17 protein-coding genes are annotated in these 20,543 nt (G+C 70.6%); 10 read left to right on the top strand and 7 right to left on the bottom strand.

Annotation, left to right across the window (positions count from 1 at the left end):
• The first annotated feature begins 32 nt into the window (after window positions 1-32).
• A complete protein-coding gene (locus MM440_RS14085) occupies window positions 33-890 on the top strand; it encodes a GNAT family N-acetyltransferase (RefSeq protein ID WP_241445018.1) in 858 nt (285 codons plus the stop codon).
• 9 nt (window positions 891-899) lie between these two features.
• On the opposite strand, the gene trmB is transcribed toward MM440_RS14085, so the two are convergent.
• Complete coding sequence (gene trmB, locus MM440_RS14080; RefSeq protein ID WP_241445016.1) at window positions 900-1,712, bottom strand: tRNA (guanosine(46)-N7)-methyltransferase TrmB; 813 nt, start codon at window positions 1,710-1,712, stop codon at window positions 900-902.
• A gap of 40 nt (window positions 1,713-1,752) precedes the next feature.
• Window positions 1,753-3,615, bottom strand: a complete 1,863-nt coding sequence (gene lepA, locus MM440_RS14075) for a translation elongation factor 4 (RefSeq protein ID WP_241445014.1) — start codon at window positions 3,613-3,615, stop codon at window positions 1,753-1,755.
• Window positions 3,616-3,895: 280 nt separating this feature from the next.
• On the opposite strand from lepA, the gene acs reads away from it, so the two are divergent.
• Window positions 3,896-5,818 carry an acetate--CoA ligase gene (gene acs, locus MM440_RS14070; protein WP_241445013.1) on the top strand — a complete coding sequence of 641 codons (1,923 nt, stop codon included), beginning with the start codon at window positions 3,896-3,898 and terminating at the stop codon, window positions 5,816-5,818.
• Between the two features lie 67 nt (window positions 5,819-5,885).
• Here the strand turns inward: acs and MM440_RS14065 are convergent, their stop codons facing one another.
• Window positions 5,886-7,025 (bottom strand): MFS transporter, encoded by a 1,140-nt coding sequence (locus MM440_RS14065; RefSeq protein ID WP_277626733.1) that lies wholly within the window; start codon window positions 7,023-7,025, stop codon window positions 5,886-5,888.
• A 245-nt stretch (window positions 7,026-7,270) separates the two neighbouring features.
• Between MM440_RS14065 and MM440_RS14060 the strand changes: the two genes are divergently transcribed.
• Genes MM440_RS14060 through paaZ form a run of 3 tightly spaced genes read left to right on the top strand, consistent with a single transcriptional unit; the run spans window position 7,271 to window position 11,447 of the window.
• Window positions 7,271-8,482 (top strand): thiolase family protein, encoded by a 1,212-nt coding sequence (locus tag MM440_RS14060; RefSeq protein ID WP_241445012.1) that lies wholly within the window; start codon window positions 7,271-7,273, stop codon window positions 8,480-8,482.
• Window positions 8,482-9,375: a 3-hydroxyacyl-CoA dehydrogenase family protein gene (locus tag MM440_RS14055; protein ID WP_241445011.1), complete on the top strand. Its 894-nt coding sequence runs from the start codon at window positions 8,482-8,484 to the stop codon at window positions 9,373-9,375. The genes MM440_RS14060 and MM440_RS14055 overlap by 1 nt, the downstream gene beginning before the upstream one ends.
• On the top strand, window positions 9,372-11,447 hold the full coding sequence (gene paaZ, locus MM440_RS14050) for a phenylacetic acid degradation bifunctional protein PaaZ (protein WP_241445010.1): 2,076 nt from the start codon (window positions 9,372-9,374) through the stop codon (window positions 11,445-11,447). Before MM440_RS14055 ends, paaZ begins: the two co-directional genes overlap by 4 nt.
• Before the next feature lie 74 nt (window positions 11,448-11,521).
• On the opposite strand, the gene MM440_RS17080 is transcribed toward paaZ, so the two are convergent.
• From MM440_RS17080 to MM440_RS14030, 4 genes are all read right to left on the bottom strand, one after another.
• On the bottom strand, window positions 11,522-13,099 hold the full coding sequence (locus tag MM440_RS17080) for an HNH endonuclease signature motif containing protein (protein WP_277626715.1): 1,578 nt from the start codon (window positions 13,097-13,099) through the stop codon (window positions 11,522-11,524).
• A gap of 637 nt (window positions 13,100-13,736) precedes the next feature.
• Window positions 13,737-14,372 (bottom strand): TetR/AcrR family transcriptional regulator, encoded by a 636-nt coding sequence (locus tag MM440_RS14040; protein ID WP_241445009.1) that lies wholly within the window; start codon window positions 14,370-14,372, stop codon window positions 13,737-13,739.
• A 4-nt stretch (window positions 14,373-14,376) separates the two neighbouring features.
• Complete coding sequence (locus MM440_RS14035; RefSeq protein WP_241445008.1) at window positions 14,377-15,726, bottom strand: AMP-binding protein; 1,350 nt, start codon at window positions 15,724-15,726, stop codon at window positions 14,377-14,379.
• Between the two features lie 27 nt (window positions 15,727-15,753).
• A complete protein-coding gene (locus tag MM440_RS14030) occupies window positions 15,754-16,191 on the bottom strand; it encodes a hotdog fold thioesterase (RefSeq protein WP_241445007.1) in 438 nt (145 codons plus the stop codon).
• A 274-nt stretch (window positions 16,192-16,465) separates the two neighbouring features.
• On the opposite strand from MM440_RS14030, the gene paaA reads away from it, so the two are divergent.
• The 5 genes from paaA to paaE all read left to right on the top strand — a co-directional run bounded on the left by paaA (window position 16,466) and on the right by paaE (window position 20,458).
• On the top strand, window positions 16,466-17,473 hold the full coding sequence (gene paaA, locus MM440_RS14025; protein WP_284284543.1) for a 1,2-phenylacetyl-CoA epoxidase subunit PaaA: 1,008 nt from the start codon (window positions 16,466-16,468) through the stop codon (window positions 17,471-17,473).
• A 123-nt stretch (window positions 17,474-17,596) separates the two neighbouring features.
• Window positions 17,597-17,929 (top strand): 1,2-phenylacetyl-CoA epoxidase subunit PaaB, encoded by a 333-nt coding sequence (paaB, locus tag MM440_RS14020; RefSeq protein WP_241445006.1) that lies wholly within the window; start codon window positions 17,597-17,599, stop codon window positions 17,927-17,929.
• Window positions 17,926-18,753, top strand: coding sequence for a 1,2-phenylacetyl-CoA epoxidase subunit PaaC (gene paaC, locus MM440_RS14015; protein ID WP_241445005.1), 828 nt, complete (start codon window positions 17,926-17,928; stop codon window positions 18,751-18,753). Before paaB ends, paaC begins: the two co-directional genes overlap by 4 nt.
• Before the next feature lie 5 nt (window positions 18,754-18,758).
• Window positions 18,759-19,286, top strand: a complete 528-nt coding sequence (paaD, locus tag MM440_RS14010) for a 1,2-phenylacetyl-CoA epoxidase subunit PaaD (protein WP_241445004.1) — start codon at window positions 18,759-18,761, stop codon at window positions 19,284-19,286.
• Complete coding sequence (gene paaE / locus MM440_RS14005) at window positions 19,286-20,458, top strand: 1,2-phenylacetyl-CoA epoxidase subunit PaaE (protein WP_241445003.1); 1,173 nt, start codon at window positions 19,286-19,288, stop codon at window positions 20,456-20,458. Before paaD ends, paaE begins: the two co-directional genes overlap by 1 nt.
• The last annotated feature ends 85 nt before the right edge of the window (window positions 20,459-20,543 follow it).

The following is a 20,543-nucleotide window of genomic DNA, read 5'->3' as shown; positions in this document are numbered from 1 at the left end:
GCGCTCAGCCCCTTCGTGGCACAGTCGGACCCATGCGGGTGAGCGATCTGTCGATCGGTGTGCGGAGCACCGTCAGCGCCGAGTCCTTCCGGGACGGCGCAGCGCGCCTCGTCATGCGCCAGCCCATCCCCCACAGCGTCCTCGCGACCACCTTGGACCACGCCATCGAGACGCCTCGCGCATACGCCGGCGCGCGGTGGTACTGGGCGACCCGCGGTGATCGCAACTGGCTCGCCCTGGCGATGCACACGCCGCCGCGGCCGTTCCACCTGGCGACGGCCGACCCCTTCCTCGCGCGCCAGTTCGCGTTCCGGCTGCACCGTCAGGACGTCGAGCTCGACGCCGTCAGCGGGGTCGTCAAGGGCGCTCTGGCCTTCGCCGAGACCTGGACCGACCTGAGGGGGCACGGCTCCATCACCGTCGACAAGCGGGAGGGCATGCACGATCTGCCGGGAATGCCCGAGAAGCCCAAGGGAGTTCGTGGCCACCTCCGACCGGCGCACGACGACGACCTGGAGCTGCTCAACCACTGGGCGGTCGGCTACGCCCGGGAGCAGCGCGAGCCCACGCCAGGGCCCGACCCCATGCGCCGGTGGCTGGCCAAGGGTGGGTTGTACGTCTGGGAGGCCGACGGCGAGCCGGCCACCATGACCTACGCGTCCAGGCCACACGGCGGGGTCAGCCGGCTCTCGTGGGTCTACACGCCGGACTCGCTGCGCGGCAACGGGTTTGCGTCGGCGTGCGTGGCTGGAGTGAGCGCCATCCAGCGGCACGCCGGCCGTCGCTGCCTGCTCTACACCGACCTCGACAACACGCCCTCCACCAAGCTCTACCAGCGCATCGGCTATCGCCGCCTCGCCGACTCCGCGGTGCTGCGGATGGTCCCCTGAGCCGCCGCGCTAGACGCGCCGATAGGTCAGGTCGAGGATCTCGCGGCCCTCGGCGATGCCGCGCCGCTCGAACCGGGTGAGCGGGCGCCCCTCGAAGCGCGGCGCAGCCCCAGCGCCCACAGCGTCATAGCCGGAGCCGCCAGAGCCACCGTGCACGTTCACGAACTCGCTGCTGCCGTCGAGGACCTCGCGCATCTGCTCGCCGTAGTCCGACCAGTCGGTGGCGAGTCGCCAGAGCCCGCCGGGCTCGATCACCCGAGCCGCCAGGCGCGCGAACGCCGGTGACACGAGCCGGCGCTTGTGGTGCCGCTTCTTGGGCCACGGGTCGGGGAAGAAGGTCCACAGCTCGCGCACCGATCCCTCGGGCAGCCAGGTCTCACACACCGGCACCGCGTCGGCCTCGAGCAGGCGCACGTTGTCGAGGCCGCGACTGCCGACCTTGCGCAGCATGTCCCACAGCCCCGGGCGATAGACCTCGACGCCGAGGACGTTCCAGTCGGGGTGCGCCTCGGCGGCCGCCACCACGGCATCCCCACTGCCGCAACCGATCTCGACCACCAGCGGCGCCACGCGGCCGAAGACGGCACCCGCGTCGAGCCGCGCCGACGGGGCGACGGAGGTGCGGGCCTCGGCACGGTCTACGTCGAGCAGGTGGGCGGAGCCGTAGCGCTCGATGGCGCGCGCGTCCTTGGGCTGCAACCGAGCATCGGTGCGCGCGAACGACACGATCCGCCGGCCGCGACCACCCGGCAGCGGCTCGGCCACGCCCACCGAGCGCTCCTGCGCGTCCAACCCCACCGAGCGCCCGCCGGGCTCGGTCACTGCTCGGCCCTCACTGCTCGGCCCTCGCTCGCACGACCCTTCACTTCTTGGCCTTGTCGGAGAACCCGGCCTCGTTGGACAACGCGGCGATGAAGGCCTCTTGGGGGACCTCGACGCGGCCGACCATCTTCATCCGCTTCTTGCCCTCCTTCTGCTTCTCGAGCAGCTTGCGCTTGCGGCTGATGTCGCCGCCGTAGCACTTGGCGAGGACGTCCTTGCGGATCGCCCGGATCGTCTCTCGCGCAATGACTCTCGAGCCGATGGCGGCCTGGATCGGCACCTCGAACTGCTGGCGCGGGATGAGCTCGCGCAGCTTGGAGGCCATCTGCACGCCGTAGGCGTAGGCCTTGTCCTTGTGCACGATCGCGCTGAACGCGTCGACCTGCTCGCCCTGCAGCAGGATGTCGACCTTGACCAGGTCGGCGGTCTGCTCGCCGTCGGGCTCGTAGTCGAGGGAGGCGTAGCCGCGGGTCCGGGACTTCAGCTGGTCGAAGAAGTCGAAGACGATCTCGGCGAGCGGCAGCGTGTAGCGCATCTCGACGCGGTCCTCGGACAGGTAGTCCATGCCGCGCAGCGAGCCGCGGCGCTGCTGGCACAGCTCCATGATCGCGCCGACGTACTCGCTCGGCGCGAGGATCGTGGCGCGCACGACGGGCTCGCTGACCTGGGAGATCTTGCCGCCGGGGAACTCGCTGGGGTTGGTGACCTCGACGACCTTCTTGTCGTCCATGACCACTTCGTACTCGACGTTGGGCATCGTCGAGATGAGGTCCAGGCCGAACTCGCGCTCCAGCCGCTCGCGGACGATCTCGAGGTGCAGCATGCCGAGGAAGCCGACGCGGAAGCCGAACCCGAGCGCCGCGGACGTCTCCGGCTCGTAGACCAGGGCCGCGTCGTTGAGCTTGAGCTTGTCGAGGGCGTCGCGCAGGTCGGGGTAGTCCGAGCCGTCGATCGGGTAGAGCCCGGAGAAGACCATCGGGCGCGGGTCGCGGTAGCCGCCCAGCGCCTCGCTCGCCGGCTTGCCCGCGTTGGTCACGGTGTCGCCGACCCGCGACTGGCGCACGTCCTTCACACCGGTGATGAGGTAGCCCACCTCGCCCACGCCGAGCCCCTTGCCCGGTGTCGGCTCCGGCGAGATGACGCCGATCTCGAGCAGCTCGTGCTGGGCCTTGGTCGACATCATGACGATGCGCTCGCGGGGGTTGAGGTTGCCGTCGATCACCCGCACGTAGGTGACCACCCCGCGGTAGGTGTCGTAGACCGAGTCGAAGATCATCGCGCGGGCCGGTGCGTCGGCATCGCCCACGGGCGGCGGGATCTGGGCGACGATCTGGTCGAGCAGCTCCTCGACGCCCTCGCCGGTCTTGCCGGAGACGCGCAGGCAGTCCTCGGGCTCGCAGCCGATCAGCCGGGCGAGCTCCTCGGCGTACTTCTCCGGCTGCGCCGCGGGCAGGTCGATCTTGTTGAGGACCGGGATGATCGTGAGGTCGTTCTCCATCGCCAGGTAGAGGTTCGCGAGGGTCTGCGCCTCGATGCCCTGCGCCGCGTCGACGAGCAGGACGGCTCCCTCGCACGCGGCGAGGCTGCGCGAGACCTCGTAGGTGAAGTCGACGTGCCCCGGGGTGTCGATCATGTTGAGGCAGTAGACCTCTGGGTCACCCTCGGCGTCCGGCGCCTCCCACGGCATGCGCACGGCCTGGGACTTGATGGTGATGCCGCGCTCGCGCTCGATGTCCATGCGGTCGAGGTACTGCGCGCGCATCTGCCGCTCCTCGACGACGCCGGTCTTCTGCAGCATCCGGTCGGCGAGGGTGGACTTGCCGTGGTCGATGTGCGCGATGATGCAGAAGTTGCGGATGAGGTGCGGCGGCGTCGCGTGGGGCTGCAGTGCGGTGCGGGCCATGGGTGACACGTCGGGCAAACCTCATCTGTCGGGTGCTGTCTTGGTGACGTCGGGCGCTCTGTCGGGCGGTGATCTCAGTCCCCCAGTGTCCCACACGTCGCCCCGCCGCCCACTCCGCTCCCGCCCCGCCGCCCGCGCCTCTCCCGCCCCGCCGCCCAGCGCGCCGGGGTGCCCGTCCGGCTCAGCACCCGGGTGCCGCGTTGCCCTGGACGAGGAATCCTTGTTGAGTAGGACCGAGGTTGGGTGCGACCCACTGATTCTTGCGGCAAAGGAGCGGCACATGACCAGCGACTACACCCCCTCGGCGGAGCTGACCGCCGAGGCCAACGGCAAGGCCGAGCTCTTCGACGCGGCCGACGCCGACTTCGAGGGCTTCTGGGCCGACCAGGCCCGCCAGTACGTCACCTGGAGCAAGGACTTCGACCAGGTCCTGGACTGGAGCGGCGCCCCCGTCGCCAAGTGGTTCGTCGGCGGGGAGCTCAACGTCGCCTACAACTGCGTGGACCGGCACGTCGAGGCGGGCAACGGCGACCGCGTCGCGATCCACTTCGTGGGTGAGGGCGGCGACACCCGCGACCTGACCTACGCCGACCTGCAGACCGAGGTCAGCAAGGCGGCCAGCATGCTCGCCGACCTGGGCGTCGGCAAGGGCGACCGGGTCGCGATCTACCTGCCGATGATCCCCGAGGCGATCGTCGCCATGCTCGCCTGCGCGCGCCTCGGCGCCCCCCACTCGGTCGTCTTCGGCGGCTTCTCGGCCGACGCGTTGCGCAGCCGCATCGCCGACGCCGAGGCCCGTGTGGTGATCACCGCCGACGGGCAGAACCGCCGCGGCAAGCCGATGGCGCTCAAGCCCGCTGTCGACGAGGCCGTGAAGGGCGCGGACTCCCCCGTCGAGCACGTCGTGGTCGTCAAGCGCACCGGCGGCGACGTCGAGTGGACCGACAAGGACGTCTGGTGGGACGAGCTGATGGCCAGGGCCTCCCCCGACCACACGCCCGAGCCGATGGACGCCGAGCACCCGCTGTTCATCCTCTACACCTCGGGCACCACCGGGAAGCCCAAGGGCATCCTGCACACCTCCGGCGGCTACCTCACCCAGGCCGCCTACACCAACGCGATCGTCCACGACGTGCACCCCGAGACCGACGTCTACTGGTGCACGGCCGACATCGGCTGGGTCACCGGGCACTCCTACATGGTCTACGGCCCGCTGGCCAACGGAGCCACCCAGGTGGTCTACGAGGGCACGCCGGACACCCCGCACCAGGGCCGCTGGTGGGAGATCATCCAGGACTACAAGGTCTCGATCTTCTACACGGCGCCGACGGCGATCCGCACCTGCATGAAGTGGGGCGCCGACATCCCGGCGAAGTTCGACCTGTCCTCGATCCGCATCCTCGGCTCGGTCGGCGAGCCGATCAACCCCGAGGCGTGGCGCTGGTACCGCGAGCACATCGGCGGCGGCTCCGCCCCGATCGTCGACACCTGGTGGCAGACCGAGACGGGCGCCATCATGATCAGCCCGCTGCCCGGCGTCACGGCCCTCGAGCCCGGCTCGGCCCAGAAGCCCATCCCCGGCATCAGCGCCGAGATCCTCGACGACATGGGCGAGCCGTTCACCGAGCCCGAGAAGGTGGGCTACCTCGTGCTCACCAAGCCGTGGCCGGCGATGCTGCGGGGCATCTGGGGCGACCCGCAGCGCTACCAGGAGACCTACTGGAGCCGGTTCGGCGACAAGTACTACTTCGCCGGCGACGGCGCGAAGTACGACGAGCGGGGCAACATCTGGCTGCTCGGCCGGGTGGACGACGTCATGAACGTCTCGGGCCACCGCCTCTCCACCGCCGAGATCGAGTCGGCGCTGGTCTCGCACGACCGGGTCGCCGAGGCCGCGGTCGTGGGTGCGGCGGACGAGACGACGGGTCAGGCCGTGTGCGCGTTCGTCATCCTGCGCGAGGCCGAGGGCGAGGTGGACGACTCCGACATCGTCAACGAGCTGCGCAACCACGTCGGCAAGGAGATCGGCCCGATCGCCAAGCCGCGCTCCATCATGGTCGTCACCGAGCTGCCCAAGACGCGCTCCGGCAAGATCATGCGGCGCCTGCTCAAGGACATCGCCGAGGGCCGCGAGGTCGGCGACGTCACCACGCTCGCCGACTCCACCGTGATGAGCACCATCTCGAAGGGCATGAGCCAGTAGCGCGTTCGCGCAGCGTTAGTGCGTCCTGCTCGTCTCGCGCACTAGTGCGCCCTGCTCGTCTCGCGCACTAGTGCGCCGTGGCCGTCTGGCGCCGCCCCAGGGCGGCCGACCAGGCGGCCACGCCCATGCCGAGGAGCGCGAGGACGACGCCGATGCGCGACGGCCACTCGTAGCCCAGCCCGGCCGCGAGCACGAGCGAGCCGAGCCAGGCGCCCAGCGCGTTCGCGAGGTTGAGCGTCGAGTGGTTGAGCGCCGCCGCGAGGGACTGGCCCTCGTGGGCGACGTCCATCAGCCGGGTCTGCAGCATCGGGACGAGCATGCTGGGCAGGGCTCCGATGACGAAGGTCATCACCAGCCCGAGCGGCTTGGAGTGCGCGGCCGGCCCGAACAGCGCGAGGGCCACGGCGATGGCGCCGAGCAGCACGAAGATGCCGCGCAGGACGCCCCGGGACGCCACCCGCCCCGCCAGCAGGGCACCGACGGTGGAGCCGGTGCCGTAGAGCGAGAGGATGAACGGGATGGCCGCGGCGCTCCAGCCACCGAGCGTCTGCATCGTCGGGCTGATGTAGGAGTACGTCGAGAACATCCCGCCGAAGCCCACCGTGCCGATGCCGAGGGCCAGCCACACCTGGGGCCGACGCAGCGCCGAGAACTCGCGCAGCACCGAACCGTCGGTGCTGGCGCGCTGGACCGGCACCCAGGCCAGCATGGCCAGCACGCAGAGCACCCCGATCACGCCGGTCACGACGTAGGCCGCCTGCCACCCGAACCGCTGGCCGAGCATGGTGGCGACCGGCACGCCGACGATGTTGGAGACCGTGAGGCCGAGCAGGACGTTGGCGACCGCCTGGGTGCGCCGCTGGGGCGCCACGAGCGAGGCGGCGACCAGCGAGGCGATGCCGAAGAACGCGCCGTGCGGCAGCCCGCAGACGAAGCGCAGCGCCATCACCCCGCCGTAGGTGTGCATGAACATCAGCGCGACGTGCGCCACCGCGAAGAGGGTCATGAGGGCTACCAGCAGGCCCTTGCGCGGCAGCCGCGCCCCGAGGACCGCGAGCGTCGGCGCCCCGACCACCACGCCGAGGGCGTAGGCCGAGACGATGTGACCCGCCGTCGGGATGTCGACACCGACGCCATCGGCGATCTCGGGCAGCAACCCCATCGTGACGAACTCCGTTGTCCCGATGGCGAATCCACCTACCCCCAGGGCGAAGATGGCGCGGCCGGCCGCAGGCGAAGGCGAGGCCGGGTCGCCGGGGTGCGCGGTCCGGTCAGCAGCTCGAGGAGCGGGCGTGGCCGAGGGCGTCGACGAGGGTGTGGACGAGGGCGGGCGTGAGGCGTCAGGCACACCCTGAACTCTAGAGGCGAGGCTTGACCCCTCTCCCCGCCCGTGACAGAATTAATGACCGATCGGTCAGTAATTCAACGACGAAGAACGACGAAGGGACCGCCATGCCTGAGGCGCTGCTCGTAGGGGGCGTCCGGACGCCGGTCGGACGCTACGCAGGGGCGCTGTCCGCGGTGCGACCCGACGACCTCGCAGCCCTCGTGGTGCGGGAGGCGGTCCAGCGGGCCGGGCTGGACCCGGCCGCCGTCGACGAGGTGATCCTCGGCAACGCCAACGGCGCCGGCGAGGAGAACCGCAACGTCGCCCGGATGGCGTGGCTGCTCGCGGGCTACCCCGTCGAGGTGCCCGGCATCACCGTCAACCGGCTCTGCGCCTCCGGCCTCTCGGCGATCACGATGGCCTCGCACATGATCAAGGCCGGCGCGGCGGACGTGGTCGTAGCCGGCGGGGTCGAGTCGATGTCGCGCGCGCCCTGGGTGATGGCCAAGCCGGACAAGGCTTTTGCCAAGCCGGGCGAGGCGTTCGACACCTCCATCGGCTGGCGGTTCGTCAACGAGCGGTTCGCGACCGGCGACCTCGCGCGCGACGGCAAGATGACCTACTCGATGCCCGAGACCGCCGAGGAGCTCGCGCGGGTCGACGGGGTCAGCCGCGAGGACTCCGACGCCTTCGCCGTGCGCTCGCACGAGCGGGCCCTCGCCGCGATCGCCGCCGGCCGGCTGGCCGAGGAGATCGTGCCGGTCACCGTCCCGGGTCGCAAGGGCGACACTGTGGTCGACACCGATGAGGGCCCCCGCGAGGGGACGACGCTCGAGGTGCTGGCCCGGTTGCGCTCGATCGTGCGCCCCGACGGCGTCATCACGGCCGGCAACTCCTCCTCGCTCAACGACGGCGCCTCCGCCGTCGTGGTCGCGTCCGACGCAGCCGTCGAGCGGCTCGGCCTCACCCCGCGCGCCCGGATCGTCGAGGGCGCCTCGGCGGGGGTCCCGCCCGAGATCATGGGCATCGGTCCCGTCCCCGCCACCGAGAAGGCGCTCGCTCGCGCCGGTTGGTCGGTCGACGACCTTGGTGCCGTAGAGCTCAACGAAGCCTTCGCGCCGCAGGCCCTGGCCTGCCTGCGTCGCCTCCACCTCGACCCCGAGATCGTCAACAACGACGGCGGGGCGATCGCCCTCGGCCACCCGCTCGGCTCCTCCGGCTCCCGCCTCGTGGTGACGCTGCTGCGCCGCATGGAGGCCGAGGGCGTCGAGCGTGGCCTCGCCACGATGTGCATCGGCGTCGGTCAGGGTGCCGCCCTGCTGGCGGAGAAGGTCTGATGACCACTGCACCCAGCGACAGCAGCAGCAGGAGCACCAGCACGCTGCCGTCCCAGGTCGGGGTACTCGGCGGGGGCCGCATGGGGGCCGGCATCGCCCACGCCTTCGCCGTCAACGGCTCGTCGGTGGTCGTCGTCGACCGGGACGACCCGTCGATCGACGGCGCTCGCCAGCGCGTGGAGAAGGCTGTGCACCAGTCGGTCTCGCGCGGCCTCGTGCCCGACGCGGAGTCGGTGCTGGCCCGGTGCACCTTCAGCACCGACGTCGGCTCGTTCGCCGGGTGCGGCCTGGTCGTCGAGGCCGTGCCGGAGGACCTGGACCTCAAGGTCGCGGCGCTGCGCTCCGCGGAGCAGGTCCTCGCCCCCGGGTCCGCCCTCGCGTCCAACACCTCCTCCCTGTCCCTGGACACCATCGCCGCGCAGCTCGAGCGGCCGAGCGAGTTCATCGGGATGCACTTCTTCAACCCGGTGCCGGCCTCGACGCTCGTCGAGATCGTCAGCGCCGCCACGACCTCCTCCGAGCTGACCGCGCAGGCCCTCGGGTGGGTCGAAGCGCTCGGCAAGACCGGGATCAGCGTCGTCGACTCCCCCGGCTTCGCGTCCTCGCGCCTCGGGGTGGCCATCGCGCTCGAGGCCATGCGGATGGTCGAGGAGGGGGTCGCCTCAGCGCAGGACATCGACCTCGCCATGGAGCTCGGCTACAAGCACCCCTCCGGCCCGCTGAAGACCACCGACATCGTCGGGCTGGACGTCCGTCTCGGCATCGCCGAGTATCTCGAGTCCACGCTCGGTCCACGCTTCGCCCCGCCAAAGATCTTGCGCGACAAGGTCGCTCGCGGTGACCACGGCCGCAAGACCGGCCGAGGGTTCTACGACTGGAAGGACGGATCATGACCACCGCACCGCTCCCGCTCCTCGTCCCCAGCTATGTCCACGACGAGTGGTGGCCCCCGTCCGACGACGCCGAGCTGGCGGACGTCCTCGACGCGTGCACCGGTGAGGTCGTCGCACGCACCAGCTCCGACGGCGTCGACGTGGCCGGCGCCGTGGACTTCGCCCGCACTGTTGGTCAGCGCGAGCTCGGCAGGCTGACGATCCACGAGCGGGCGCTGCTGCTCAAGCAGCTCGCGCAGTACCTCATGGAGCGCAAGGACGAGCTCTACGCCATCTCCTACGCCACCGGCGCCACCAAGGCCGACTCGTGGGTCGACATCGAGGGTGGCATCGGGGTGCTCTTCACGATGTCGTCCAAGGGTCGCCGCGAGCTTCCGAACTCCCAGGTGGTGCTGGACGGCCCGACCGAGGTGATGTCCAAGGACGGCTCGTTCATCGGCACCCACGTCTACACCCGGCTGCCCGGTGTCGCAGTGCAGATCAACGCCTTCAACTTCCCCGTCTGGGGGATGCTCGAGAAGTTCGCGCCCGCCTTCGTCGCCGGTGTCCCGACCCTGGTCAAGCCGGCACCGCAGACGGGCTACGTCGCCGCCGAGTGCGTGCGCCTGATGACCGAGTCCGGTCTGCTGCCAACGGGATCCATCCAGCTGGTGTCCGGGCACGGACACGGGCTGCTCGACCACCTCGACTACCGCGACCTGGTCGCCTTCACCGGCTCGGCGCGCACCGCCAACACGCTGCGCCAGCACCCCAACGTCGTGCACGGCGGCGTCCGCTTCGCCTCCGAGGCCGACTCGCTCAACGCGGCGATCCTCGGTCCCGACGCCGTCGCCGGCACGCCCGAGCGCGATGCGTTCGTGCGCTCGGTCGTCACCGAGATGACCACCAAGGCCGGGCAGAAGTGCACGTCCATTCGGCGAGTTCTGGTGCCCGAGAACCAGATCGACGAGGTCATCGCGGCCATCGCCGAGCGGCTCGAGTCTCGCACCGTCGTCGGCGACCCGCGCGACGAGGGCGTCACGATGGGTGCGCTCGTGTCCGTCGAGCAGAAGCAGGCCGTGCACGACGCCGTCCAGCGGCTCATCGACGCCGGTGGCGAGATCGTCATCGGCTCCGCTCAGGACGAGCGCAGCGGCGCGCTGATGGACCCGGTGCTGCTGCGCTTCGACGACGCCGACACCGAGGCCGTGCACACCGTAGAGGCCTTCGGCCCGGTCGCGTCCATCCTCCCCTACCGCGACCTGGACGACGCGATCCGCCTGGCCGCCAAGGGACTTGGCTCGCTGGTCGCCACGGTCTGCACCAACGACCCCGAGGTCGCGGCCACCCTGGTGCAGGGCATCGGCGCGCATCACGGCCGCGTGCTGGTCCTTAACCGCGACGACGCCCGCACCTCCACCGGCCACGGCTCCCCCATGCCCCAGCTGATCCACGGCGGCCCCGGCCGCGCCGGCGGCAGCGAGGAGCTCGGCGGTGTGCGCTCGATCAAGCACCACATGCAGCGCACCGCCCTGCAGGGCTCCCCCGGCATGGTCACCGCCGTCACGGGCGTGTGGCACACCGGTGCCCCGCAGCGGCTCGCGGGTGACCCTGAGTTCGGCGGCTCCCCGCACGAGCTCCACCCGTTCCGAAAGTCGTTGGCAGAGCTGCGGATCGGTGACGGCTACGCGTCGCCGTTGCGGATGGTGACCCTCGGCGACATCGAGGCGTTCGCGCACGAGACGGGCGACACGTTCTACGCGCACATGGACGAGGAGGCCGCTGCAGCCAACCCGTTCTTCCCCGGGCGCGTGGCCCACGGTTATCTGTTGGTGTCCTGGGCCGCAGGCCTGTTCGTCTCGCCCGACCCCGGACCGGTCCTCGCCAACTACGGCCTCGAGAACCTCCGGTTCATCACCCCGGTGCCCGCCGGCGACTCCATCCGGGTCACGCTCACCGCAAAGCGGATCACGCCGCGCGTCACCGACGAGTACGGCGAGGTGTGCTGGGACGCCGTCATCCACAACCAGCACGGCGAGGTCGTGGCGACCTACGACGTGCTCACCTTGGTCGACAAGGAGCAGTCCTCGTAGGTCGCTGCCTATGTCGCTTGCTGCCTCACCACGCGCGTCGCGCGCTGGCGGGGTCTGGCCGTCTCGGGGCGGGGTCATGCGGCTGTCGTGGTGGTGGGGGGTGTGGTGGGTTGCCAGCCGGTCAGGGTGCGGGTGGTGTGCCAGGTGACACCGTCGGGGGTGATGGTGGCGGTGATGCCGCGTTGGTGGACCAGGCGGTGGTGGTGGTCGCAGAGCAGGGCGAGGTTGTCCAGGCTGGTGGGGCCGCCGTTGGCCCAGTGGGTGACGTGGTGGGCCCGCGTCCAGCCCGGTGGGGCGGTGCACCGTGGGAAGGAGCAGCCTTTGTCGCGCATGGCCAGCGCGGCGCGTTGAACGGCGGTGGCGAGGCGTCTGCGGCCGACGTCCAGGGGCACGGACTGTCCGCCGAGGACGGTGGGGAGCAGCTCGGCGTCGCAGGCCATCCGGCGGGCTTGGCTGGGGGTGAGGATGGTGCCGTCGTGGGCTTGGCCGTGGCCACCGAGGGCGGTCTTGAGGGTGTCCCAGTCGATGGTGACCACGACCCGGCAGCTGGCGCCCATCGGGCCGCGGGTGTCGGCGTCGGCGGCGAGGCGGGCCAGGGTGACCAGGGCGTCGGCGCGGCGTTGGGCGGGGGTGCGCTCGTCACGCTGGCCACTGTCCCCGGCGGCGGGTGCGGGGGCGGACAGGGCGTCGATGGCGGCTTCGAGGGTGGCGTGGCTCTCGGGGTCGAGCAGCAGGGTGGACTCCCACATGCCGTCGGCGCGCTGGTGGGCCTTGGTCAGGCTCCGTCGGGTGGTGTGCTGGCGGTCTTCCAGGTCGGGTCCGGGGCTGCCGGCGCGTAGCAGCATGGCTTGCTCGAACGCTTTGAGCACGGGTTTGGACAGCTTGCCGCGGGCCAGGTGCCGCAGCCCGGTCACGACAGCGTCGTGCTCGTCCACGGGAAGCGCGCCGTCGACGCGGTAGAACACGTCCCGGCAGGTCAGCGCGTCCTTGACGGTGATCGCCCCGACGATCGCGTCGCGCACCAACGGTTTCAGCGGGATGGCGGGGCAGCGCAGCACCAGCTTGGCTACCGCGGCCGCGTCCGGGATCGTCAACCCCACCGGCCGGTCACCGAGCCGGCCCCACCACGCATCCGGACCCTCCGGACCCTCAGACCCGCCGCTGCCGTCGCCCGGGCTGCCGTCGGTGCCACCGTTGCCATCGGCGTCACCGTCGTCCCCGGTGCCGGTCCTGGTGTTGCGGTGGCCGGCCTCGGGGTTGTTCGTGTCGGCGGCGTTCGGGTCGGGGTGGTTGGTGTCGGGGAGGGCGGGCCAGGCGCCCCAGTCGCGGTCGCCGACGCAGGCCGCGCCGGTGCGCGCACCCGTGGTGGAGTCGACGTGGTCGACCTGCGGGGTGGGGTCGGGGTTCGTGGTCTCGACCAGCCAGCTGGTCAACCCACCGGACCCGGACGCTGCGGGCAGTCCCCGGGTCACCGCCTGCTGGGCACACGCGATCAGCGCACCACCCGCGGTGGTGGCAGCGACGGCGAGGTCACAGGTCAGCGCGGCGAGCTCGTCGTCGCCGAGGAAGTCCAGCCCCTCACGCAGCACGCAGACGGCGTCGATGACGGCCGCGACAGTGGTCGCTGCGTCGGTCACCTCGAGTCGTCCCATGTCCAGATCCTACCGTTTCGGGTGCTTCTGTCGTTATCGTGCATTCGGGTGAATCACGTTGCCGGTGAACGGGATTCGAACCCTAATCGAACACTTGTTCGTTGTTGTCGTGGCATGCCTGGGAGGGTGAGTCATCAGCCCTGTCCGCCGGTGGTGATCGCTACCGGCGAACGGATCGGTTTGTGCCACAGCGCATCTGCAGCATCCCGTCTCTACCGGGCCACCTCTGTGGCAGCACGTCACGTGGCCCACCAGCCCAGTGGCCGAGCGAGGGTCAACCCGGCGCCTGGCTCACGGCCTGCACACCAGCAGCGAGCACGGTCAGGGGCTGCCTGATCTCCTCGCACAGCCGACTGTGGCCCTGCGTGACCGCCGTGGTGAATCCTCGACGACGGTTCGAACTACGTTGCACGACAGTCATGTCAGTGACCTCCGAGCTCTGCGGCGGCGTCGTTGCCACCTTCTGAGCTGCAGTGTGCCGGGAGGGTCTGACAGACCCCCTGGCCGCGACGAGGGCTACGAGTCGTTCGGCACCCTCGCCATGGTGTTCCTGGTGGCGGTGAAGCGGCCAGCCCGGAGCAGAGCCACGACATGGGTGAGGAGTCGTGCCACGAGAGGGCCTACGAAGCGCCCGAAGCTACCGCACGCCAGGGTGACCCGGGCCGGCGGCCAGACCCTGGAAGACCATCTTGACCACGTCGTCGGCGAGCTCGTCGGGCGAGAGCCGGCCGCCGGGCTGCCACCACTCGACGATCGAGTTGATGGTGCCGAAGATCAGCCGGGCCGACGTGGCCGGGTCGATGTCGGCGCGCAGGCCACCCGCCTCGCGAGCGGCCACGATGCGCTCGACCATGCGCTGGTCGAAGATTCGACGCCGCTCCAGGGCGGCCACCTCGACGGGTGAGTTCCCGCGCAGCCGCAGCAGCAAGGTGACGAACGGCAGCTTGTCGGTGAGGACCAGGACGGTCGCGCGAATCCCCCGCTCCAGCCGGTCCATCGGCTCGCCACCGCGCGCAGCGGACTGGTCGAGCACCTCCTCGAGAGCGGTGAGGGCCTCGTCGAGCGCCAGGCTCAACAGCTCTTCCTTGCTCTCGACGTGGTGGTAGATGGCCGACTTCGTCAGGCCGAGCTCGCTCGCCAGCATCCCCATCGAGGTGGAGTCGTAGCCGTGCCGGTTGAAGACCTCGACCGCGGCCCGCAGGACGGCCTGCTGGTCGTAGCCAGGCCGTCCTCGACGGGTGGTCGCGCTGGCGGCGGATGTGCTCGTGGTCACCGGATCAGTCTCGCACCTGGCGGTTGTCGTAGATCCGACGCAGCTTGCCGACGGACCGCGGCAGAGCGTGCGGCTCGAGCACGTCGACCCGGACCGAGGAGCCGATCTTGGTCTTGATCTCCTTCTGCAGCAACCGAGCTGCCGCCGCGCCGTCCTCGGCGGTCGCGTCCTGCCGGCGCTCGATCTTGACCGTCAGCTCGTCCATCCGGCCCGGGCGCGTCAGCTCGAGCTGGAAGTGCGGGGACAGACCCGGGACGGTCAGCGCGATCTCCTCGATCTGCGTCGGGAAGAGGTTGACCCCGCGCAGGATGATCATGTCGTCGTTGCGCACGGTGAGCGCGCCCATGCGGCGGTGACCCGGCCGCGCGGTGCCCGGCATGAGGTGCGTGAGGTCGTGCGTCCGGTAGCGGATGACCGGCATCGCCACCTTGGTCAGCGAGGTGAAGACGAGCTCGCCGTCCTCCCCGTCCGCACGGGTCCGGGTGGGCTCCAGCGGGTCGATGATCTCAGGCCGGAAGTGGTCCTCCCAGATGTGGCTGCCATCCTTGGTCTCGCACGACTCCCCCGCGACGCCCGGCCCCATCACCTCCGAAAGACCATAGATGTCAAGGGCGTTCACGCCCATGCCGTCCTCGAGCTCCTGCCGCATCTTGTAGGTCCACGGCTCCGCACCCAGCACCGCGGTGCGCAGCGAGGTGCCACGCGGGTCGATGCCGAGACCCCGCATCGCGTCCATGATCGCCAGCAGGTAGGTCGGGGTGCAGAGGATGGCGGCGGGCTCGAAGTCGTGGATCAGCTGGATCTGCGTCTCCGTCTGGCCGCCGGACATCGGCACCACCGTGCAGCCGAGCCGCTCCGCGCCGTAGTGCGCGCCCAGCCCGCCGGTGAACAGGCCGTAGCCGTAAGAGTTCTGCAGCAGGTCTCCCGGGCGCACGCCGGACAGGCGCAGGCACCGGGCCACGAGCGTCGCCCAGCTCGCGAGGTCGCCCTCCGTGTAGCCCACCACGGTCGGCTTGCCGGTCGTGCCGGACGAGGCGTGCACGCGACGCACCTGCGACATCGGCACGGCGAACGTGTCGAACGGGTAGTTGTCACGCAGGTCGGACTTGTCGGTGTAGGGGAACTTCGCGAGGTCGTCCAGCTCCTTGAGGTCGTCCGGGTGCACGCCCGCCTCGTCGAACTTGCGGGTGTACATCGGGACGTTCTCGTAGGCGTGCCGCAGCGTCCACTGCAGCCGCTCCAGCTGCAGCGCCTCGACCTCGTCACGGCTCATCAGCTCTTCACGGTCCGGGGCCGAGCGGTCCTCGGCGACGCTGTGGTCGAGGCGGGGCACGGCCGGGGTGGTGGTCGTCATCGGGATGCCTCTCGAGGTGGGTGCAGGTCAGGAGGCCGCGGGGGCCTTGGCGGGGATGGTGCGGCTGCGGCCGCGGAACAGGGCGACGACGACGGGCTCGGGATCGTCCGCGCCCTGCGCCGTCACCGTCACGTCGTAGACCCCGCTGCGGCCCACGGAGACCGCGCGGGCGCTCGCCTCGATCACCTCCCCACGATGGGCCGGCCGCAGGAAGTTGACGTCGACCCCCGAGGCGACGGTGAGGGTGGAACCGTCGCCGGCCGGGTCGTTGCACGCGAGCGCGAAGGCGCTGTCGGCGATCGCGAAGAGCATGCCGCCGTGAGCGATGCCGTGGCCGTTGAGCATCTCCTCCCGCAGCTCGGCCCGCACGACGACGTCGCCGTAGTCGGCCCGCACGACCTCGAGGCCGAGCCAGGCAGAGGTGTGATCGTCGCGCAGCAGCGGATGGGTGACGGAGGGGTTCACGCGGTGGGCTCCTTCGACATCGTCGTCGTCAGCATCGGGTCAGCATCGGGTCGGCATCAGTCAGCCTCGGTCAGCGGCACTCAGCAACAGTCAGCAGCCACAGTCAGCAGCAGTCAGCGACGGTTGGCGACCGCCCGAGACGGGGTCGCCACCCTTGACAGCAGCGGCGCCCTGGATCAATACTGACCGAGCGGTCAGTATTTGTCGAGCCCCCCGCGAGAGGCCCGGCGATCCCGACCGTCCTGCCAGACCCGACACGACGAGGTGACCCCACGTGGCTGACAGCTCCCCGCAGGCTTCGACCGACCCCGGCACGACCGCGACCAGCTCGCCCGAGCAGGAGCAGTTCGACCGGATCATCGAGCAGGACTCCCGCATCGAGCCGCGCGACTGGATGCCGGACGCCTACCGCAAGGCGCTGACCCGCCAGATCAGCCAGCACGCGCACTCCGAGATCATCGGCATGCAGCCCGAGGGCAACTGGATCTCGCGCGCCCCGAGCCTCAAGCGCAAGGCCATCCTGATCGCCAAGGTGCAGGACGAGGCCGGCCACGGGCTCTACCTCTATTCGGCCGCCGAGACCCTCGGCACGCCGCGCAGCGTCCTCAACGACCAGCTGCTCACCGGCAAGGCGAAGTACTCGTCGATCTTCAACTACCCGGCCCGGTCCTGGGCCGACGTGGGCGCCATCGGCTGGCTGGTCGACGGCGCCGCGATCCAGAACCAGGTGCCCCTCTGCCGCTGCTCCTACGGTCCCTACGGGCGGGCCATGGTGCGGGTGTGCAAGGAGGAGTCGTTCCACCAGCGCCAGGGCTGGGAGATCCTCCACTCGCTCGCCAACGGCACGCCCGCGCAGAAGCAGATGGCCCAGGACGCCGTCAACCGGTTCTACGGCCCGGCGCTGCAGATGTTCGGCCCGCCGGACGGCGACTCCCCCAACAGCCAGCAGTCGATGCAGTGGAAGATCAAGCGCTTCTCCAACGACGAGCTGCGCCAGCGCTTCGTCGACATGATCGTCCCGCAGGCCGAGGCGCTCGGGCTCACCCTGCCCGACCCCGACCTGCGCTGGAACGAGGAGCGTGGGCACTACGACTACGGCGACCTGGACTGGGACGAGTTCAAGGCCGTGCTGTCCGGCAACGGCCCGTGCAACGCCCAGCGGATGGCCCACCGCATCCGTGCGCACGAGGAGGGCGCCTGGGTGCGCGAGGCCGCCGCTGCGCACGCGCGCAAGCAGGCCGACGTCGAGACGAAGGAGTCCACGCTGCTGCGGCACGCGTGACCGCTGCGCATCTGCCGCTCGCGCAGCCCTGCACTCCTGCAGCCCTCACCCGCACCCCTGCACCCCACCTGCTTCGACCGCACCCCGTGCGTCGCGAGTTCCGTTGACCCAAGGAGCCATTCGATGACCGACACCACGCCGGCAGCACCGTCGCCCCAGCAGGGCGATGCCCCTCAGGAGCTGTGGCCCCTGTGGGAGGTCTTCGTCCGCGCCTCGCGCGGCCTGTCCCACGTCCACGCCGGGTCCCTGCACGCCCCGGACGCCACGATGGCCGTCCGCAACGCGCGCGACCTCTACACCCGCCGCAACGAGGGAGTCTCGGTGTGGGTGGTCCCCGCCGACGCCATCACCACGTCGGACCCCGACGCCAAGGGCGCCTTCTTCGAGTCGCCGAAGGGCAAGACCTATCGTCACGCGACCTACTACACCAAGAGCGAAGGGGTGAAGCACCTGTGACCGCAGGAGGATTCGACAGTGCCACCCGCATCAGCGTCGGTCAGGCGCTCACCGCCGAGGACATCGCGGCCGCCGGCCTGCACGCCGACGAGGACGTCGCGCGCTACGCCACCCGGCTCGGCGACGACGCCCTGATCCTGTCGCAGCGGCTCAGCTGGTGGATCTCCCGGGCGCCGGAGCTCGAGGAGGACATCGCCCTCGGCAACATCGCGCTGGACCTCCTCGGCCACGCGCGCTCGCTGCTCACCTACGCCGGCACCGCGGGGGGCAAGACCGAGGACGACCTCGCCTACTTCCGCGACGAGGACGACTTCACCTGCGTGCACCTCGTCCAGCTCGACCCGGGCGACTTCGGGCACACGATCGCCCGCCAGCTGGTCTACAGCCTCTATGCCTACGAGCTCTACACCGCGCTGTCGCACTCGGATGACCCCACGCTCGCGGCGATCGCGCAGAAGGCCGTCAAGGAGGTCGAGTACCACGTCGACCACGCCTGGCAGTGGGCCATGCGGCTCGGCGACGGCACCGAGGAGTCGCACCGCCGGATGCAGGCGGGGCTCGACCAGGTGTGGCCGTTCGTCGACGAGCTGTTCGAGGACGACGATCTCACCGACCGGCTGAAGGGCGTTGCGGTGCAACCCAGCTCGCTGCGACCGGCCTTCGACGACGCCATCCGTAGAGTCCTCGCCGAGTCCACCCTCGAGCTCCCGTCGGTGCCCCAGGCCCGCACCGGCGGACGCCGCGGCGAGCACCGCGAGAGCCTCGGCTTCGTGCTGGCCGAGATGCAGTCGCTCGCCCGCATGCACCCGGGCGCATCGTGGTGACCGCCATGCTCGACGACGTGCAGCACGGCACCAAGCACGACACCGACCACGACGAGCGCGTGTGGGCGATCGCCGCCACCGTGTGCGACCCGGAGGTGCCCGTGCTGACGATCGAGGACCTCGGCATCCTGCGGTCCGCGCGCCGCGAGGGTGACAAGGCCGTCGTGACGCTGACCCCGACCTACTCCGGGTGCCCGGCGATGGGCGTGCTGCGCGACGAGGTCACCGCGGCGCTGCTGGCCGCCGGCTACGCCGACGCCGAGGTCGTGCTTGTGCTCTCCCCTGCCTGGACGACCGACTGGATGACGGAGGCCGGCAAGGCCAAGCTTGAGGACTACGGCATCGCGCCGCCGACCGGCACGGCGCGGGTCGGCGCCCAGAGCGGCCCGGTCCGCCTGCAGCTGTCGGTGCGCTGCCCGCAGTGCGGGTCGCTGCGCACGAGCGAGCTGTCCCGCTTCGGCTCCACCGCCTGCAAGGCGCTCTACACCTGTGCCGACTGCCTCGAACCCTTCGACTACTTCAAGGTGCACTGATGACGACCACCACGACCGAGGCGGCAACGTCGCCGCGTCGCCGCGCGTCCTTCCGCCCGCTGACGATCCGCGAGGTGCGGCCGCTCACCGACAACGCCGTCGAGGTGACCTTCGCGATCCCGGACGAGCTGACCGACGACTTCAACTACGTGTCCGGGCAGTACGTCGCGCTGCGAACCGAGCTGGAGGGCAAGGAAGTTCGCCGGTCCTACTCGATCTGCGCCGAGCCCACCCCCGGTGAGCTGCGCATCGCGATCAAGCGCGACGTGGGTGGTCTGTTCTCCAACTGGGCCAACGACAACCTGCAGGCCGGGCACGTCATCGACGTGATGAGCCCGACCGGCGCGTTCATCTCCCAGCACGCCATGACCGCCCTCAACGACCCCGAGGCCATGGCGCAGGAGTCGATCGACTCCGGCCTGTCGCGCTACGTCGCGTTCGCCGCCGGCTCGGGCATCACCCCGGTCCTCGCGATCGCCAAGGCGCTGCTCGCGCGCAACCCGCACGCCTACCTCAACCTGGTCTACAGCAACCGCGCCGCGATGGACGTGATGTTCGTGGAGGAGCTGGCCGACCTCAAGGACCGCTACCCGACCAGGCTGGCGATCCACCACCTGCTCTCCCGCGAGCAGCGCCTCTCCCCCACCCACACCGGTCGCCTCGATGCCGACAAGCTGAAGTCGTTGCTCGGCAACGTGTTTCGGCCCGAGGTCGTCGACGAGTGGTTCCTCTGCGGGCCGTTCGAGATGGTGCAGCTGATCCGCGACGAGCTGGCGGCGCGTGACGTGCCGGCCGACCGGGTGCGCTACGAGCTGTTCACGACCGGTCGGCCCGAGAGCCCGAGCGACGGCAACGCCGGCCGCCCGGTCGTCGCGGACCCGGCGGGCGAGAACTGGGAGATCACCTTCAACCTCGACGGCCTCGAGGGTCAGGTGCTCAGCCCCAAGAGCGCGCGCGAGTCCATCCTCAACGCGGCCCTGCGGGTCCGCAGCGACGTCCCCTTCGCCTGCGCGGGTGGCGTGTGCGGCACCTGCCGGGCGAAGGTCACCGACGGCGAGGTCACGATGGACGAGAACTACGCCCTCGAGCCCGACGAGCTGGAGCGCGGCTACGTGCTCACCTGCCAGTCGCACCCCACCACCGACACGGTCAGCGTCGACTTCGACGCGTGACCGGCAGGGGCCGGACCTCGAGGGCGGAGAGGGTGAGCCGGCCGCGACGAAGTCGCCGCATCGCCGCAGGGTGTGACCTAGGCTC

It is taken from the genome of Arsenicicoccus piscis, assembly GCF_022568835.1.
In the GTDB taxonomy this organism is placed as follows: Bacteria; Actinomycetota; Actinomycetes; order Actinomycetales; family Dermatophilaceae; genus Arsenicicoccus; species Arsenicicoccus piscis.
This window is presented reverse-complemented; position numbering and strand designations above follow the sequence as displayed.

Excerpts from the sequence above, each read along its gene's own strand:
- MM440_RS14035 (WP_241445008.1), bottom strand. The coding sequence starts at position 15,726 with ATGACGACCACCACCCCGGCCGTGCCCCGCCTCGACCACAGCGTCGCC.
- MM440_RS14060 (WP_241445012.1), top strand. The coding sequence starts at position 7,271 with ATGCCTGAGGCGCTGCTCGTAGGGGGCGTCCGGACGCCGGTCGGACGC.
- paaD (WP_241445004.1), top strand. The coding sequence starts at position 18,759 with ATGCTCGACGACGTGCAGCACGGCACCAAGCACGACACCGACCACGAC.
- paaZ (WP_241445010.1), top strand. The coding sequence starts at position 9,372 with ATGACCACCGCACCGCTCCCGCTCCTCGTCCCCAGCTATGTCCACGAC.
- MM440_RS14055 (WP_241445011.1), top strand. The coding sequence starts at position 8,482 with ATGACCACTGCACCCAGCGACAGCAGCAGCAGGAGCACCAGCACGCTG.
- MM440_RS14085 (WP_241445018.1), top strand. The coding sequence starts at position 33 with ATGCGGGTGAGCGATCTGTCGATCGGTGTGCGGAGCACCGTCAGCGCC.
- paaE (WP_241445003.1), top strand. The coding sequence starts at position 19,286 with ATGACGACCACCACGACCGAGGCGGCAACGTCGCCGCGTCGCCGCGCG.
- lepA (WP_241445014.1), bottom strand. The coding sequence starts at position 3,615 with ATGGCCCGCACCGCACTGCAGCCCCACGCGACGCCGCCGCACCTCATC.
- MM440_RS17080 (WP_277626715.1), bottom strand. The coding sequence starts at position 13,099 with ATGGGACGACTCGAGGTGACCGACGCAGCGACCACTGTCGCGGCCGTC.
- paaB (WP_241445006.1), top strand. The coding sequence starts at position 17,597 with ATGACCGACACCACGCCGGCAGCACCGTCGCCCCAGCAGGGCGATGCC.
- acs (WP_241445013.1), top strand. The coding sequence starts at position 3,896 with ATGACCAGCGACTACACCCCCTCGGCGGAGCTGACCGCCGAGGCCAAC.